Origin of the sequence: Prauserella halophila, assembly GCF_024171895.1 — a bacterium.
In the GTDB taxonomy this organism is placed as follows: domain Bacteria; phylum Actinomycetota; class Actinomycetes; order Mycobacteriales; family Pseudonocardiaceae; genus Prauserella; species Prauserella halophila.
In genome coordinates this window covers 43,064-59,379 of the sequence record NZ_JAMTCQ010000013.1, presented here as the reverse complement: position 1 = coordinate 59,379, position 16,316 = coordinate 43,064, and the positions used below count along the sequence as shown (strand labels likewise).

The 16,316-nt window shown below is 69.4% G+C and carries 13 protein-coding genes; 5 read left to right on the top strand and 8 right to left on the bottom strand.

What is annotated here, in order from left to right:
• Positions 1-85 precede the first annotated feature (85 nt).
• Positions 86-2,806, top strand: a complete 2,721-nt coding sequence (gene polA / locus LY41_RS19570; RefSeq protein WP_253865885.1) for a DNA polymerase I — start codon at positions 86-88, stop codon at positions 2,804-2,806.
• 108 nt (positions 2,807-2,914) lie between these two features.
• Positions 2,915-3,505, top strand: coding sequence for a Rossmann-fold NAD(P)-binding domain-containing protein (locus LY41_RS19565; RefSeq protein WP_253865643.1), 591 nt, complete (start codon positions 2,915-2,917; stop codon positions 3,503-3,505).
• Positions 3,506-3,536: 31 nt separating this feature from the next.
• On the opposite strand, the gene LY41_RS19560 is transcribed toward LY41_RS19565, so the two are convergent.
• The 4 genes from LY41_RS19560 to LY41_RS19540 all read right to left on the bottom strand — a co-directional run bounded on the left by LY41_RS19560 (position 3,537) and on the right by LY41_RS19540 (position 8,060).
• The gene (locus LY41_RS19560) at positions 3,537-4,124 is read right to left on the bottom strand and encodes a TetR/AcrR family transcriptional regulator (protein ID WP_253865642.1); all 588 of its coding nucleotides are present in this window, start codon (positions 4,122-4,124) and stop codon (positions 3,537-3,539) included.
• Positions 4,121-6,013 carry a YhgE/Pip family protein gene (locus LY41_RS19555; RefSeq protein WP_253865641.1) on the bottom strand — a complete coding sequence of 631 codons (1,893 nt, stop codon included), beginning with the start codon at positions 6,011-6,013 and terminating at the stop codon, positions 4,121-4,123. Before LY41_RS19555 ends, LY41_RS19560 begins: the two co-directional genes overlap by 4 nt.
• Positions 6,010-6,939 carry an ATP-binding cassette domain-containing protein gene (locus tag LY41_RS24120; RefSeq protein WP_372493325.1) on the bottom strand — a complete coding sequence of 310 codons (930 nt, stop codon included), beginning with the start codon at positions 6,937-6,939 and terminating at the stop codon, positions 6,010-6,012. The genes LY41_RS19555 and LY41_RS24120 overlap by 4 nt, the downstream gene beginning before the upstream one ends.
• A 242-nt stretch (positions 6,940-7,181) precedes the next feature.
• Complete coding sequence (locus tag LY41_RS19540; RefSeq protein ID WP_253865640.1) at positions 7,182-8,060, bottom strand: class I SAM-dependent methyltransferase; 879 nt, start codon at positions 8,058-8,060, stop codon at positions 7,182-7,184.
• A 366-nt stretch (positions 8,061-8,426) separates the two neighbouring features.
• On the opposite strand from LY41_RS19540, the gene rpsA reads away from it, so the two are divergent.
• A complete protein-coding gene (gene rpsA / locus LY41_RS19535; protein WP_253865639.1) occupies positions 8,427-10,007 on the top strand; it encodes a 30S ribosomal protein S1 in 1,581 nt (526 codons plus the stop codon).
• A gap of 169 nt (positions 10,008-10,176) precedes the next feature.
• Here rpsA and LY41_RS19530 read toward each other — a convergent pair whose 3' ends face one another.
• A complete protein-coding gene (locus LY41_RS19530; RefSeq protein ID WP_253865638.1) occupies positions 10,177-10,401 on the bottom strand; it encodes a hypothetical protein in 225 nt (74 codons plus the stop codon).
• A 155-nt stretch (positions 10,402-10,556) separates the two neighbouring features.
• On the opposite strand from LY41_RS19530, the gene coaE reads away from it, so the two are divergent.
• The gene (gene coaE, locus LY41_RS19525; protein ID WP_253865637.1) at positions 10,557-11,750 is read left to right on the top strand and encodes a dephospho-CoA kinase; all 1,194 of its coding nucleotides are present in this window, start codon (positions 10,557-10,559) and stop codon (positions 11,748-11,750) included.
• 20 nt (positions 11,751-11,770) lie between these two features.
• Here the strand turns inward: coaE and LY41_RS19520 are convergent, their stop codons facing one another.
• Both LY41_RS19520 and LY41_RS19515 read right to left on the bottom strand, forming a co-directional pair.
• The gene (locus LY41_RS19520; protein WP_253865636.1) at positions 11,771-12,829 is read right to left on the bottom strand and encodes a beta family protein; all 1,059 of its coding nucleotides are present in this window, start codon (positions 12,827-12,829) and stop codon (positions 11,771-11,773) included.
• Between the two features lie 91 nt (positions 12,830-12,920).
• On the bottom strand, positions 12,921-13,442 hold the full coding sequence (locus tag LY41_RS19515) for a ribonuclease FAU-1 family protein (protein ID WP_253865635.1): 522 nt from the start codon (positions 13,440-13,442) through the stop codon (positions 12,921-12,923).
• A gap of 209 nt (positions 13,443-13,651) precedes the next feature.
• Here LY41_RS19515 and uvrB point away from each other — a divergent pair, with 209 nt between their 5' ends.
• Positions 13,652-15,811, top strand: coding sequence for an excinuclease ABC subunit UvrB (gene uvrB / locus LY41_RS19510; RefSeq protein ID WP_253865634.1), 2,160 nt, complete (start codon positions 13,652-13,654; stop codon positions 15,809-15,811).
• 115 nt (positions 15,812-15,926) lie between these two features.
• On the opposite strand, the gene LY41_RS19505 is transcribed toward uvrB, so the two are convergent.
• Positions 15,927-16,307, bottom strand: coding sequence for a VOC family protein (locus LY41_RS19505; RefSeq protein ID WP_253865633.1), 381 nt, complete (start codon positions 16,305-16,307; stop codon positions 15,927-15,929).
• Positions 16,308-16,316 lie beyond the last annotated feature (9 nt).

Below are 16,316 nucleotides of genomic sequence, written 5' to 3'. Positions count from 1 at the left end.
GTCGGGCCCTCACCCTAGACTCACGGGCGTGAGTCCAGACGCGAAGACCGAAGAACCGTCCGCCACGCCGCCCGCGTCGCCGGCTGTGTCGTCGCCGGCCTCAGCCGGAGCGGGGACGCAGCGGCTGCTGCTGATCGACGGCCATTCGATGGCCTACCGCGCGTTCTACGCGGTGCCCGCGGACCGCTTCCGGACGTCGACGGGACAGGTGACGAACGCGGTTTTCGGGTTCACGTCGATGCTGATCAACCTGTTGCGGGACGAGGAGCCGACGCACCTGGCCGTGGCGTTCGACGTCTCCCGGCAGACGTTCCGCTCGGAGACGTTCGCCGAGTACAAGGCCAACCGCTCGGCCACCCCGGACGACTTCAAGGGTCAGGTCGAGCTGATCAAGCAGGTCCTCGGCACGCTGACGATCCCGGTGCTGGAGAAGTCCGGCTACGAGGCGGACGACCTGATCGCCACGCTGTCGACCGAGGCGACCGATTCCGGCTACGAGGTCCTCATCTGTACGGGCGACCGGGACGCGCTGCAGCTCGTCACCGACACCATCACGGTGCTGTACCCGAAGAAGGGCGTGTCGGAGCTCGTCCGGTTCGACCCGGACGGCGTGCAGGAGAAGTACGGCCTGTCCCCGGTGCAGTACCCGGACTTCGCGGCACTGCGCGGCGACCCGTCGGACAACCTGCCCGGCATCCCGGGCGTGGGGGAGAAGACGGCGGCGAAGTGGATCCGCCAGTTCGGCTCCCTCGGGGAGCTGGTCGACCGGGTGGACGAGGTCAAGGGCAAGGTCGGCGACGCGCTGCGCTCGCACCTCGACGGCGTGCTGCTCAACCGGCAGCTCACGGAGCTGGTGCGGGACGTGCCGCTCGAGGCGGCTCCCGCGGACCTCGAGGTCAAGGCGTGGGACCGCGACGCGGTGCACCGGCTGTTCGACGAGCTCGAGTTCCGCGTGCTCCGTGACCGGCTGTTCGCGACGCTCTCCAGCGCCGAGCCCGAGGCCGACGAGGGGTTCAGCGTCAACGGCGGCGCCCTGGCACCCGGCACGGTCGCGGGGTGGCTGGCCGAGCACGCGACGGCCGGCACGACCACGGGGCTCGCCGTACGGGTCACGGGTGCGTCGGTCGCGGCGGACGCCTCGTCGATCGCCCTCGCCGCGTCCGACGGAGAGGGTGCGTACCTGGACCTGACCGCGCTCGACCCGGAGGACGAGGCGGCCCTGGGCTCCTGGCTCGCCGATCCCGAGGTGCACAAGGCCGGGCATGCGCTCAAGGCCCCGTTGCACGGCCTGCTGGCGCGCGGCTGGCGGGTGCGCGGCCTGACGATGGACACCGAGCTGGCCGCGTATCTGGTGCGGCCGGGCCAGCGCACGTTCGAACTCGCCGATCTCGTGCTGCGGTACCTGCAGCGGGAACTGCGCTCCGAATCCTCCGGCGGTGAGGGACAGCTCTCGCTGCTCGACACCTCCGGGGGTTCGGACTCCGACGACGACGCCGAACTCGTGCACGACGAACTCGTGCGCGCGCGGGCGACCACCGAGCTGGCCGAGGCGCTGACCACGGAGCTCGAAGGGATCGGCGGGGGCCGGCTGCTGGCGGAGATCGAACTGCCGCTGCTGTCGGTGATCACCGAGCTCGAGGCCGCGGGCGTGGCTGTCGACCAGGAGCAGTTGACGACGCTCGAGGCGCACTACGCGAGCCGGGTCAAGGAGGCCACCGAAAGCGCCTACGGCGTCATCGGCAAGCAGATCAACCTCGGTTCACCGAAACAGTTGCAGGTCGTGCTGTTCGACGAGCTCGGCATGCCGAAGACCAAGCGCACCAAGACGGGGTACACGACCGACGCCGATGCGCTGCAGACGTTGTACGAGAAGACCGAGCACCCGTTCCTGCAGCACCTGCTGGAACACCGCGACGCCGCACGGCTGCGCAGTACGGTCGAAGGGCTGATCAAGGCCGTCGCGCCCGACGGCCGGATCCACACGACGCTGCACCAGACGATCGCCGCGACCGGCCGGCTGTCCTCTGTGGACCCGAACCTGCAGAACATCCCGATCCGCACCGACGAGGGAAGGCGGATCCGGGAGGCGTTCGTCGTCGGCGAGGGCTACGACCAGCTGATGACCGCCGACTACAGCCAGATCGAAATGCGGATCATGGCGCACCTGTCCGGCGACACCGACCTGATCGAGGCGTTCCAATCCGGGACCGATTTCCACGCCGCGACGGCCGCCGCGGTGTTCGGCGTCGATCCGGCCGAGGTGACCGGTCCCCAGCGCGCCAAGATCAAGGCGATGAACTACGGCCTCGCCTACGGACTGTCGGCGTACGGGCTCTCGCAGCAGCTGCGGATCTCCACCGAGGAGGCCCGCGGGCTGATGGACAACTACTTCGCGCGCTTCGGCGGGGTTCGCGACTACCTGCAGACCGTCGTCGACGAGGCCGCGAAGTCCGGCTACACGCAGACGATCTTCGGCAGGCGGCGGTATCTGCCGGACCTGACGAGCGAGAACCGGCAGCGGCGTGAGATGGCCGAACGGATGGCGCTCAACGCGCCCATTCAGGGCAGTGCCGCCGACATCATCAAGGTCGCGATGCTGGGCGTCTGCGGCGCGCTGGCCTCGTCGGACCTGCGCAGCCGCACGCTGCTTCAGGTGCACGACGAATTGATCCTCGAGATCGTCGAGGGCGAGCACGCCGAGGTCGAGCAGCTGGTGCGCCGCGAGATGGGCGCGGCGTGCGAGCTCGCCGTGCCGCTGGAAGTGTCCGTCGGGTTCGGGCGCTCCTGGAACGACGCCGCGCACTGACCACCCGGCACGGCCTGCGGCATCGAACACTGCGGCTCGAACACCGGGGTATCGGGCACTGCGGCTCGAGCACTGCGGGCGCGGTGCTCGGTCACTATCGTGCTCGTCATGACGCGCCGCGCGCTGCTGCTCGCCGGGACCGGGATGCTCCGCCGGGTTGCGAGGGAGCTCGCGGTCGACGGCTGGCAGGTCGTACTGCCGAGCCGGCGGTACGCACCCGTTCCGGCAGGAGACCCCGAGTCGCACGCGGTCCGCTGGACGGCGGGCAACCGCCGCACCACGATCGGTGCCGGCCGGGCGACGTGGGTGCGGGCGCAGTGGGACGAGCCGGCCGAGCTCGCCCGGAAAGCGGGCGAGGTGCTGGTCGAGCCTGCCGATCTGCTCGTCGCGTGGGTGCACGAGACCTACCGGGAGGCCGTGCTGGCCGCCGTCGCCCCGTTGCTCTCGGCCGCTGCTCCCGTGGTCGAGGTGACCACCATCCCGACGCACCGCGAGGTCGTCGCACCACCGGCCCCGTACTACCCGCACCGGCCGACCCAGCAGGTGCTGCTCGGGTCCACCTCGGACGTTGCGGTGGGCAGGCCACTGAGGCACGAGGAGATCGAGCGGGGAGTGCTCGACGCGGTTGGGCGTGCGCTCGACGGCAGGCCGCCCTCGGCGCATCAGCTGGGGGAGCGGAGGCCGGTGCGCAGACCCTGACCAGCGGGTGAGCGCACCGGTCCGGGTGCGCTCACCCGGTGTCGGCCCGTGCGGCGAGGAGGGTGAGCACCCCGTCCCGCACCTCTGCCCGGTCCCGGTGCGGTTCGAAGACCAGCCAGTCGAGCGCCGACACGAGCAGCGTCCCGAACAGCGCCGTCGCCGCCCTCCGCGCGGGCACGTCCACCGGGAACCGCCGGGTGGCGGCGACCCGTTCCAATTGGCCTTCGAGGATCGTGAGGATCTCCTCCCGCAGCGGTGCGAGTGTCTCGGCCCAACGGCCCGGCGTCCGCCAGAGCTCGCTCACGAGGATCTGTGAGAACCCCGGGTACTGCTCGATGAAGGCCAACGCGGCGTCCACCAGTGCGGCGAGTCCGGCGGACGGGTCGTCCGAGCTCTCGACGGCGGCGGTCAACCGCTCGGCGAGGTCGTTGACGCCGTAGCGCAGCAGCGCCTCGACGAGCCCGTTCTTGCTGCCGAAGTTGTAGTACACGGTGCCCTTGGCGACACCGGCTTCGGCGGCGATGTCGTCGACGGTGACACCGGCCAGTCCCGTGCCACGTGCCAGGCGCATCGTCGCCTCGAACAGCCGCCTGCGGGTCGCCTCCGCCCGAGCGGTCACAGCGCCAGCTCCGGTTTGAGACTGCCGACCGTCCACATGCGACGTCGCCGTGCGGCCAGCGTCGAGGCCGTGAGCCCGGCCGCGAGATAGGCCACGAGGACGCCGACGTCGATGAGCATCTCTGCCGACGCTCCGCTGTAGAGCAGGTGCCGCAGTCCGTCGATCACATAGCCCATCGGCAGCGCCGCGTGCAGCGGTTGCAGCGCGTCGGGCAAGGTCTGCCAGGGGAACGTGCCTCCCGCGCTGACGAGCTGCAGTACGAGCAGCACGAGCCCGAGGAACTTGCCGACCGCACCGAAGAGCGCGTTGAGCGCGTGCACGATCGCGGTGAACGTCAGCGACGTCAGGATCACGAAGCCCAGCGCCGCAACCGGATCCGCGACCGGGATGCCGACGAGCCAGGTCACGGCGCCGAACAGCACCACCACCTGGGCGATCCCGAGCGCGGCTGCCGACAGCCACCCGCCGACGGCGACCCGCAGCGGCGACGCACCCGCAGTGAGGGCACGCGTCGACAACGGGCGCAGGAGCAGGAACAACACGAAGGCACCGATCCATGTCGCCAGGCCGATGAAGAACGGGGCGAGCCCGGCCCCGTACGTGCCCGCGCTGGCCATGCTCGCGTTGTCGACGGAGACGGGATCGGCGATGGTGCGTGCCGTCTGCTCCCGCGTGTCGTCGTCGGTGTCGGGAATCTGGTCGAGCCCTTCGCTGAGCCCGTCCCGGAGTTCGTTCGCGCCGCTGACGAGTTCCTTCGAACCGGCCAGGGCGTCCTGCTCACCGCTGTCGAGGCTCGCTGCTCCGTTCGAGAGCTTCTGCGCCCCGTCGGCTGCGCTGGCGATACCGTTGCTCAGCTGCGGTGCGCTGCCCGCGATGCGCTGCGCGCCGTTCGCGACCTCCCGCGCACCGGTGGCGAGGGTGTTCAGCTGCGACGATGTCTGCTGGATCCGGCCGTCGGCTTCGTCGATCGGTGTGCGCAGTTCCCCGAGCACCCCCAGGACGTGTTGGACCTCCTGTTCGCCGAGCCCACCTTCGCGGAGTCGCTGCCCGAGCTGGTCGTCCGCGTTGTTCAGGCTGTTCTGCAGGTCCGTCGATCCCTGCGCGAGGGCCGACGCCTTCGCGGCGATCTGCTCGTTGCCGGCTGCGACCTGGTTGGCGCCGTTCGCGAGCTTGCGGGCCTGCTCGGGCAGGTTCTCGGTACTCGACTTCAGCGTCGCCAGTCCCGACGCGAGCTGGCTGCTGCTCGTGTCGAGCTGCGATGCGCCGTTCGCGAGCTGTTGCTGGCCGTCGCGGAGTTCGCGGGCGCCGTCGGCGAGCTGCCGTGCTCCGTCCGTGGCCTTCGCGGTGCGTTCGTGGATCGTGGAGAACCCGACGAGGAACCGGTCGGCCGCCTGCGTGCCGACCTTCTTCGCGATCGTGTCCCGCACCTTCTCTGCGACCTGATCGGCGATCGTGTGGGAGAGGTAGTTGTTCGTGTCGTTGGTGGTCAGCGTGATCCCGGCCTGACGTGGCTCGAAATCGGCGCTCGACGTCAGTGCCTTGCTGAAGCCGCGGGGAATGGTGATCGCGAACGCGTAGTCGCCGTCCCGGACACCGTTGTGGGCCTCCTCCGCCGACACCGACTGCCAGTCGAAGTCGCCGGATCGCAGGAGTTCGTCGGTGACGTCTCGGCCGACGTTGCGGTGGTCGTCCCCGGTGCCGGAGCCCGCGTCGTTGTCGACGATCGCGGCCGGGAGATTGTCGAGTCGGCCGTACGGGTCGTAATTGGAGTACAGGTACAGGGACGCGTACAGCAGGGGTACGAGCACGATCGCGGCGATGGCGAGCTTGGGCAGCGTGCCTGTGGTGAGCCTGCGCAGCTCGTTGTGAGCGAGGTGAACGGCGTTCACGAGTGGTCCTCCGGCAGCGGGCGTGCGGGGTCGGGTTGGCCGAGCCTGCCGATGTGTGCGGGTTCGGTCGGCAGCGCCGAATCGGGAACGGTGGCCGTCAGTACGACGACTGCGAGTCCCCGCTCGGCGTGTTCGCGGGCGAGCTGCACCCACCCGTCGGTCTCGCTCGTGTGCCGGTCGGGACGGTCGAGCACGAGCATCCGCACGCCGTCGCGGGATGCGGCAAGCGTGGTCAGCAGTCGAGTGCGGAGATCGGCGTCGAGATGTTCGAACCGGGAGTCCGCGTAGGGCGCCGCGTCGTGATCGGCGAGCCAGCGGGTGACCGCGGCCTTGTTCGCGGGCCTGCCCGCGAGTGCCAGTTCCTCGCCGACGACGACGCGGACGGGCAGCGCTTCGTCGGGCTCACTGACGCCGGGGGCGTCGACGACCGCGACGAGTCGTGACGCCGTGCGGGCAGTGCCGGCCGGGGCTGCAGTGGCGTCGGGACTGTCTGCGGGCCGGTCCGACCGGCTGCCGCTGTCCTCGGAGTTGTCCCCGCTGTCGTCCGCGTCGCTGTCGCTCTCGTCGGCGGGGCTCTCGTCGCTGTCGCTGTCGCTGTCGCTGTCGCTGTCGCTGTCGCTGTCGTCGCTGCCGTCGCCGTCCTCGTTCCCGTCCCCGTCGTCTCGGTCCGGGTCGTCTCGGTCCGGGTCGTCTTGGTCCGGGTCGTCGTCGGCGCGGTCGGTGGGATCGGGTGTGTCGTCGTGGACGGTGACCGTGCCGGTGGAGGGGCGCAGCCGCCCGGCGAGGGCGAGGCCGAACGCCGTGACGCCGGTACCGGGCTCGCCCTTCACGACGACGAACTCGCCGGACGAGACGGTGAGCGAGGTCTGCGGCACGAGCGTTCCGTGCGGGCCATCGATGCGGACCCGGTCGGCGATCATCTGCATACGTCATCCTTTTGAACTGACTGGTCAGTTCTAACTCTAGGTCCGTCGATCCCGAAGTGTGTCGCGGGTGTCGGCGCGGGCGGAGGATCGACGCCGCAGCATGCCCGTAACGGGGGAACGGTTGCGCGATCCGGGCCGGCCGGGTGCGAGGGAACCGAGGGAACCGAGGGAACGCTGCCGCCCGTGCCGCGCCTCGACGCGGTGCGGGCACGGAGCCCGGGTGCGTGAGGACGAGCCGGCGGTCAGTGGGCTCGTTCGGCCCGGAAGATCGCGGTTCCGGGGAAGAGCTTGCCGCGCAGTGGGCTCCACTGGCCCCAGACGCGGGTGTGCCCGTCGGGCCATTCGGGCTCGACGACCTCGAGCAGACGGAAGCCGGTCGAGGTCAGTGCGCGGACGTAGTCGCCGAAGGTGCGGTGGTACTCGACGTAGGTCGCGGTGCCGCTCTCGTCCTGTTCGACGTACGGGGTGCGGTCGAAGTACGGCTGAACGGCCGTGAGCCCGGTCGGCCCGGGGTCGTCAGGAAAGATCCACCGCATCGGGTGTGTCACCGAGAACACCCAGCTGCCGCCCGGCCGCAGGACCCGTGCCACCTCGGCGAACACGGTCTCCAGGGACGGGACGAACAACAGTGCGCCGAACGACGAGCACGCGATGTCGAACGTGGCGCCCGACAGCGGCAGGGCTTCGGCGTTGGCCTGGAGCAGTGCCGGTGTCAGGCCGCTGCGCCGCGCTGCGGTGCGGGCGTGCCGGAGCATGCCCGCCGACAGATCGAGCGCGACGGCGTCGGCCCCCTGTGCCGTGAGCCAGCGGGCGCAGGGCGCCGAACCGCAGCCGATCTCGAGCACGTCGGCTCCGGCGAGAGTGCCGGACGGTCCGAGGAGCCGGGCCTGCTCCTCCCGGAGCCCTTCCGGGCACCACACGAAATCCGCCTCACCGAGGAAATCGCCGTGTTCGTCGAGATAGGTGTCCGCGTCGGCGTCCCACCAGGCCAGGTTCGCGCGTTCGGCCTCGGTGGACCCGACGGTGCGGTGGGCGACACGGGCTGTGCCGAGAGCGCGTTCGGTGTCCGCATACCGTGGATCGCGGGCGGCGGAACCGGCCGGGGGAGGCGTCTCGGACACGGTGCCATTCTCCGCCGTGAAGCGGCGTGATCACGCGTGCACCCCTGATTGTGTGGGTCACAGCCAGCCGCGTACGATGCTTGTTAGCGCAGTGGGTTCCGCGCTTCCTCTCGCCTCCCGGGTTCGTGTGAGGTGGTGTGGTCGCGCACCTCGAGATGATCCTCGGCGGCCGTTGCGGCGCAAGTGGCGCGATCAGCGTCGGAGACGCCTGGACGAATGCACGGTCATCACCCGGTGGCCCGTCCTGCGCTGCCCGACGTCGACCGATCGACCGTCTCCGGATCCCCGAGGCCGGTCCCGGCGATGGCGGGTTTCGGCAAACTGCAAACCCCACGACATCTATCCGCTACCGGAGCAACCCACCTAATGACCATCGACACCACCACCGCCCCGAGTGCCGAGCAGGCCCAGGTCGCCGTCAACGACATCGGGACGGAGGAAGACTTCCTCGCCGCGATCGACAAGACCATCAAGTACTTCAACGATGGTGACATCGTCGAAGGCACGATCGTCAAGGTCGACCGCGACGAAGTGCTGCTCGACATCGGTTACAAGACCGAGGGCGTCATCCCCTCTCGTGAGCTGTCCATCAAGCACGATGTCGACCCGGCCGAGGTTGTCGCCGTCGGTGACGAGGTGGAGGCCCTTGTCCTGCAGAAGGAGGACAAGGAAGGCCGGCTGATCCTGTCCAAGAAGCGCGCCCAGTACGAGCGCGCCTGGGGCACGATCGAGGACCTCAAGGAGAAGGACGAGCCCGTCAAGGGCACCGTCATCGAGGTCGTCAAGGGCGGCCTCATCCTCGACATCGGTCTCCGTGGCTTCCTGCCCGCCTCGCTCGTCGAGATGCGCCGGGTGCGCGACCTGCAGCCGTACGTCGGCCGCGAGCTCGAGGCCAAGATCATCGAGCTGGACAAGAACCGCAACAACGTGGTCCTGTCCCGCCGCGCCTACCTGGAGCAGACCCAGTCCGAGGTCCGCAGCGAGTTCCTCAACGCGCTCGCCAAGGGTCAGGTCCGCAAGGGCGTCGTGTCCTCGATCGTCAACTTCGGTGCGTTCGTGGACCTCGGCGGCGTCGACGGCCTGGTGCACGTCTCGGAGCTGTCCTGGAAGCACATCGACCACCCGTCCGAGGTCGTCGAGGTCGGCCAGGAGGTCACGGTCGAGGTGCTCGAGGTGGACATGGACCGCGAGCGCGTGTCCCTGTCGCTGAAGGCCACCCAGGAAGACCCGTGGCGCCAGTTCGCCCGTACCCACGCGATCGGCCAGATCGTCCCGGGCAAGGTCACCAAGCTCGTCCCGTTCGGTGCGTTCGTCCGCGTCGAGGAGGGCATCGAGGGCCTGGTGCACATCTCCGAGCTGGCCGAGCGCCACGTGGAGATCCCGGAGCAGGTCGTCCAGGTCGGTACCGAGGTCATGGTCAAGGTCATCGACATCGACCTCGAGCGTCGCCGCATCTCGCTGTCGCTGAAGCAGGCCAACGAGGGCTTCACGGCGGACGCCGACTTCGACCCGACGCAGTACGGCATGGCCGCCGAGTACGACGACCAGGGCAACTACATCTACCCCGAGGGCTTCGACCCGGACACGCAGGAGTGGCAGGAAGGCTACGAGACTGCGCGTGAGGAGTGGGAGCGGCAGTACGCCGAGGCCCACGAGCGTTACGAGCAGCACATGAAGCAGGTCGCCGAGGCGGCCGCCGCCAACGCCGCCGCGGCGGCCGACGCCGCGACCGGCGTCGAGGGCGGCGACCAGAGCTACACCTCTGGTGGCGGGGCGTCGACGTCCTCCTCCTCGTCCTCCTCCTCCTCTTCGTCGTCCTCGTCCTCGTCCTCCGCCCCGTCGGCCCCGTCGACGGGCTCGTCGGAGCAGCCCGCCCAGAGCGGCGGAACGCTGGCGAGCGACGAGCAGCTCGCGGCTCTGCGGGAGAAGCTCTCCGGCGGTGCGTGAGTGGCGTGAACGCCTCGGCGAGGCGTGACGTCACGCGGGTGAACCCCGCGCGATGAACCCCGCGCGATGAACCGACAGTGGCCCCGGTCCGATCACGGACCGGGGCCACTGTCGTGTCAGAGGGTCGAGCGACGGAACCGGCCGACCGGGGGTACCGGGGTCGTGTCGGTCAGGCGGCCGCGCGGGCGGGCAGGGGTGCCCAGGCGCGTTCGTGCGCCGCGGCACGGGCGCGGCGGCGGAGGCCCGCCAGGCTGTGCTTGGCCGGCACGAGCAGCGCGGTCAGCCAGTTGCGGCGGTGCTCGTCGAGTGCCGCCGCAACGGCCTGGTGCATGACACAGTGCACCAGGCCCGGGGTTCCCAGACGATGTTTCCCGGCGTACGTGTTGGCTGGCATCGTTCCTCCGAGTGGGCGATAGCCGATGCGCGGAAGAGTAGGTAATCAACGCCGGACTGTGGTGGAACGTCGCGGCGTGTCACTCGAATTTGCTGGATAACGGTTCGATCGACGCCGGAGAGTGCGCCGGTGGTGACGACTGGTTGAATGCGCGCATGCTTCGTGTAGGGCTGACCGGTGGAATCGGTGCGGGAAAATCGACGGTGGCGGTCAGGCTGGCCGAACTCGGGGCCACGGTGATCGATGCGGATCGCATCGCCAGGGAGGTCGTCGAGCCCGGGACGGACGGACTGGCCGAGGTCGTCGAGGCGTTCGGCAAGGACGTGCTCACGGCCGACGGTGAACTGGACCGTGCGGCTCTCGCCGCGAGGGCGTTCGCCGACGACGAGTCGCGTGCCCGGCTGAACGCGATCACCCATCCGCGGATCGGCAGGCGGACGGCCGAACTGATGGCGCAGGCATCCGCCGACGCCGTCGTCGTGCACGACGTCCCGTTGCTGGTCGAAGGCGGCATGGGCGCCAGTTACCACCTGGTGCTGGTCGTGGATGCGGATGAGGAAACCCGCGTCCGGCGGCTCGGCGAGAGCAGGGGAATGGCCGCCGAGGACGCGCGGTCCCGGATCGCCGCGCAGGCGACGCGGGCACAGCGTGAAGCCGCGGCCGACGTGTGGCTCGACAACAGCGGCACCGCCGACCTGGTGCAGGCGCAGGTGGATGCCCTCTGGCACGAGCGGATCGTGCCCTTCGAGGCCAATGTGCGCCTGCGGCAGCCCCGTGCGCCGAAGCCGCCCACGCTCGTCGAACCCGACCCGGCATGGCCCGCGCAGGCCGAACGGCTACTGGCACGGGTGCGTGCGGCGGCGGGCGACAAGGCCGAGCGCGCCGACCACATCGGTTCGACCGCCGTGCCCGGACTGCCCGCCAAGGACACGCTCGATCTGCAGCTCGTCGTGCCGTCGCTGGCCGAGGCCGATCTGGTCTCCGAGGCACTGTCCGATGCGGGCTTCGTGCGGGCCGAGGGGCACTGGTTCGACCAACCGCAGGACGGGACGACCGCGCCGGCCCGGTGGGACAAACGGTTCCACTACGGTGCCGATCCGCAGCGGCCCGTGAACCTGCACGTCCGCTCGGCGCAAGGTCCGGCGTGGCGGCTCGCACTCCTGTTCCGCGATTGGCTGCGGGCGCATCCGGCCGAGGCCGGTGTGTACGCGGACATCAAACAGCGGCTCGCCCGCGCGCACGCGGGTGATGCGAGTTCGCTGAACTACTCCGAGGAGAAACAGTCCTGGGTGGATGCCGCGTTCGTCCGTGCCGAACGCTGGGCCGCCGAGACGGGCTGGGACGGCTGAGCGGCCAGCGGTCCCTGTGTCTAGGTAGGCATGGTGGCCAGATAGGCAAGGTGATGGGACGTCGCGAAAGCGATCGGTGCGCTCGAGCGGCCCAGAGCTCGCCCGTTGCCGTGTGCTGCGTCGGACAGCTCGTGATCGCCCCACGAGAAGTACCGCCCCGCGAAGATGTCGGCGTCGACCAGCTCGCGGCACAGCTTTCGGAAGGTACGTGCTCGTGGTGGCTCGTCGGTCGACCCGTCGCCCTCATGCGCGGGGGCTGATTCCTCGATGGGCCGACGCCAGTAGGCCCATCCGGTCGAGCAGGTGTAGCGCACGGTGATGTTCTTGGGCGGCCATCCGGGTGCCTGCTTCGGGTGGACCACGCCGTAATCGCCGAACAACACGTCGCTGTGTCGCGCCGAGACCTCACGCCACAGTTGTTCCTCGTATCGGTCCTGCTGCCAGTTTCCATGGTGTGACAGTCGTGAGGGCACCGAGCCGCTCAGAAGAACGAGGTTGCGCACCGGTCCGATCGCTCGGACCGTCGCCACGGCGGTATGCACGGCGTGAGCGTGTTCGGTGGGTACGGCCTCGATGAATCCCAGGTCGACGACGATGTCGATCCTGCGCGGGTCGACGTTCAGAGCCTCGACAATGCGCTCGAACTCGGCCGGAATTCCCGGCCTCCACCGGATGCGCAGGGCGACTCCGGTCCCTGTCTCCTCGCCCAGCCGGCCGGTATCGGCGGCAGTCCGGGCCGACGCTCCTTCCCGGAGCACGGGCAGGATCGGGATCGGGGCGCCGACGTCGAAGAGGTCCACGCCGTAGCTCAGCCGGTCGACGAGTTCGCCGAGGGCTCCGACCGGAGTGAAGGTCGAACGGTCGACGTCCGATGCGTCGACGGCGAGTACCCGGTGGTGAGTGTGAAGGTGTCGCGCAACTCCTTCTGCGCGGCCGATCTGACGTGCTGCCGACGTCGCCTGGTCGAGGATCATCAGCGGCTGTATCCGGCCGAGGTGGGCTTCGTCGGCATGAGTGAGTGCCTCGGCCTCACCCTCTTTGGCCCGCAAGGCGACCCAGGCGTGTGCATCGTGTGGCAACAGAGCCTCCCCGGCCACGAGTGAAGTGCCCGTAGCGTGACGATAAGGTCACTCGTCGTTCGGGAGAAGCCACCGAACAGGGGTCTGCGCGCTAGGGGTGACGTTTCCAGGTGAGTGCGATGCCTCGGCTCGCCAGCCAGGCACCGAGGTCGTGGTCGTGCCGGGCGAGCGCGCCGACCGTGCTGTAGGCCGTCTCCAGTGCCCGGGTGGCCTCGCCGCAGCTCACCAGCCCGTCCTGCACGGCCTCGAGCAGCTCGCCGGTGTCGATCACGTCGACACCGCGGTGCTGCCGCAGGACGAGGTCGAGGTACAGGTCGGTGGTGTGCCACACCCCGTCGGGAGTCGTGGTGACACCGACGACGTCGAGATAGAAGTCCTGGTCCTTCTCGTGACCGGGGTTGAACCAGAAGTCGCTGATCCGCAGCCCGAGCGAGGGCAACAGCCACGATTCGAGATACCGGAACTGTGCCCGTCCCGGTGTCGGCCGCGCCATGTACAGGCCGCAGTCCTCGACGCGGTACTCCTCGACGTCGCGGACGACGCCCTTCGGGTCGGTGTTGGTGCCGGCTGCAACGTCGAACGTCTCCCGCTTCGGCGGATGCATGCCGATCATCTTGCTGCGCGCACCGGTGTGCGTCGAGTCGGACCACACCGGTGCCGGAGCCGGCGTGCGATGCGCTGTCCCCCGATCGGGGGCTGCTCACGTTCGGAAAGCGGCCGGGCCGGGGCGCCTTTTACTGCGGCGCGGGGACGGCCACGCTGCGGTGAGCAGGTACGCCCGCGGGGCGGAGAGTGTCGGTGGGCACGCTTATGCTGGATGGCGTGGCATTCGCGACCGAGTATCCCGTGCTGGCGCACTCCGAGTTCCGCCCCGTCTCCGACATCCCGCGTGAAGGCGGGCGGTTCGAGGTCGTCAGCGATTACCAGCCCGCCGGTGACCAGCCCGCGGCGATCGAGGAACTCGACGGCAGGCTGGCGGCGGGCGAGAAGGACGTCGTCCTGCTCGGTGCGACCGGTACGGGTAAATCGGCGACCACGGCCTGGCTGGTCGAGCGGGTGCAGCGGCCGACGCTGGTGCTCCAGCCGAACAAGACGCTGGCCGCGCAGATGGCGAACGAGCTGCGGGAACTGTTCCCGAACAACGCCGTCGAGTACTTCGTCAGCTACTACGACTACTACCAACCCGAGGCGTACGTTCCGCAGACGGACACCTACATCGAGAAGGACTCGTCGGTCAACGACGACGTGGAACGGCTGCGCCACTCGGCCACCATGAACCTGCTCTCGCGCCGCGACACGATCGTGGTGGCGAGCGTGTCCTGCATCTACGGCCTCGGCACACCGCAGTCGTACCTCGACCGGTCGACGCGGCTGGCGGTCGGCGAGGAGGTCGATCGTGACGTGTTCCTGCGCGCGCTGGTCGACGTCCAGTACACCCGCAACGACCTGGCCTTCGCCCGCGGTACCTTCCGCGTGCGCGGCGACACCGTCGAGATCATCCCCGCCTACGAGGAGCTGGCGATCCGCGTCGAGTTCTTCGGCGACGAGATCGACAGTCTCTACTATCTGCACCCGTTGACCGGCGACATCGTCAGCGAGATCGATGAGGTGCGCATCTTCCCGGCCACGCACTACGTCGCGGGGCCCGAGCGCATGGAAAAGGCCGTACACGCCATCGAGGCCGAACTCGAGGAGCGGCTGGCCGAGCTCGAGAAGCAGAACAAGCTCCTCGAGGCACAGCGGCTGCGCATGCGCACGAGCTACGACATCGAGATGATGCGGCAGGTCGGGTTCTGCTCCGGTATCGAGAACTACTCGCGCCACATCGACGCCCGTGCACCCGGGTCCGCTCCGGCCACGTTGATCGACTACTTCCCTGAGGACTTTCTGCTGGTCATCGACGAGTCGCACCAGACGGTGCCGCAGATCGGCGCGATGTTCGAGGGCGACACGTCGCGCAAGCGCACGCTCGTCGATCACGGCTTCCGCCTGCCGAGCGCGCTCGACAACCGGCCGTTGACGTGGGAGGAATTCGCCGATCGCATCGGCCAGACCGTGTACCTCTCGGCCACACCCGGTCCGTACGAGATGGGGCAGGCCGGCGGCGAGTTCGTCGAGCAGGTCATCCGCCCGACCGGGCTGGTCGATCCCGAGGTCGTCGTCAAACCGACCGAGGGGCAGATCGACGACCTGGTGCACGAGATCCGCACGCGCGCGGAGAAGGACGAGCGGACGCTGGTCACCACGCTCACGAAGAAGATGGCCGAGGACCTCACCGACTACCTGCTCGAACTGGGCATCCGGGTGCGTTACCTGCACTCCGAGGTCGACACGCTCCGCCGTGTCGAGCTGTTGCGGCAGTTGCGGTCCGGTGACTTCGACGTGCTCGTGGGCATCAACCTGCTGCGCGAGGGCCTGGACCTGCCCGAGGTGTCACTCGTGGCGATCCTCGACGCCGACAAGGAGGGCTTCCTGCGCAGCGGCACGTCCCTGGTGCAGACGATCGGCCGTGCGGCGCGGAACGTGTCCGGCCAGGTGCACATGTACGCCGACACGATCACCGCCTCGATGCAGTACGCCATCGACGAGACGAACCGCCGGCGCGAGAAGCAGGTCGCCTACAACACCGAGCGGGGTATCGACCCGCAGCCGCTGCGGAAGAAGATCGCCGACATCCTCGACCGCGTCTACACCGAGGCCGAGGACTCCGAGGAGGAGGTCGACGTCGGCGGTTCCGGGCGCAACGCCTCGCGGGGCAAGAAGCCGGAGCAGGGCGACAAGGTGCGCAGCTCGGGCGTGCTCGTGGACCGCGAACCGAGCTCGATGCCGCGGGCCGAACTCGCCGACCTCATCCAGCAGATGACCGACCAGATGATGCAGGCCGCCCGAGACCTGCAGTTCGAGTTGGCCGCCCGGCTGCGCGACGAGATCTCCGAGCTGAAGAAGGAGCTCCGCGGGATGGACGCCGCCGGACAGCAGTGACCGGCACGAGGCCGTGAGCGATCGGCATGAGGCCGTGAGTGGCCGACGGCACTCGGACGGTGGCGCTCGGATGGTGGCGCTCGGACGGCGGCACTCGGGCGGTGAATCGCGGAGGTCAGGCCGCGTTCGGATCGGGTTCGAGCATGCCGAACAGCGTGCCTTCCGGATCGCGGCAGTGGACGAGCCTGCCCATCTCCGGGACGGTCCGTGCCGACGCGGCGAGCGAGCCGCCCGCCTGCTGCACCTCGCGCACCATCAGGTCCAGGTCGTCGACCTCCATCGTGAGCGAGCACGTCGGTGCGGCCGCGCCGTTCTCGGGTGGCGGCTCGTCCCGCTGTACGAGGCTGCCGTCGATGCCGGCGCCGCTGCCCGTCGTGATCGCCCACGCCGCGTCCGGAGCCCAGCGTTCGAAATGCCACTCGAACACGGTCGTGTAGAAGGTGATCGCCCGTTCGGGATCGCTCGCGTAGACCTCGAAGTACACGGGACGAGGCATGGGGCCTCC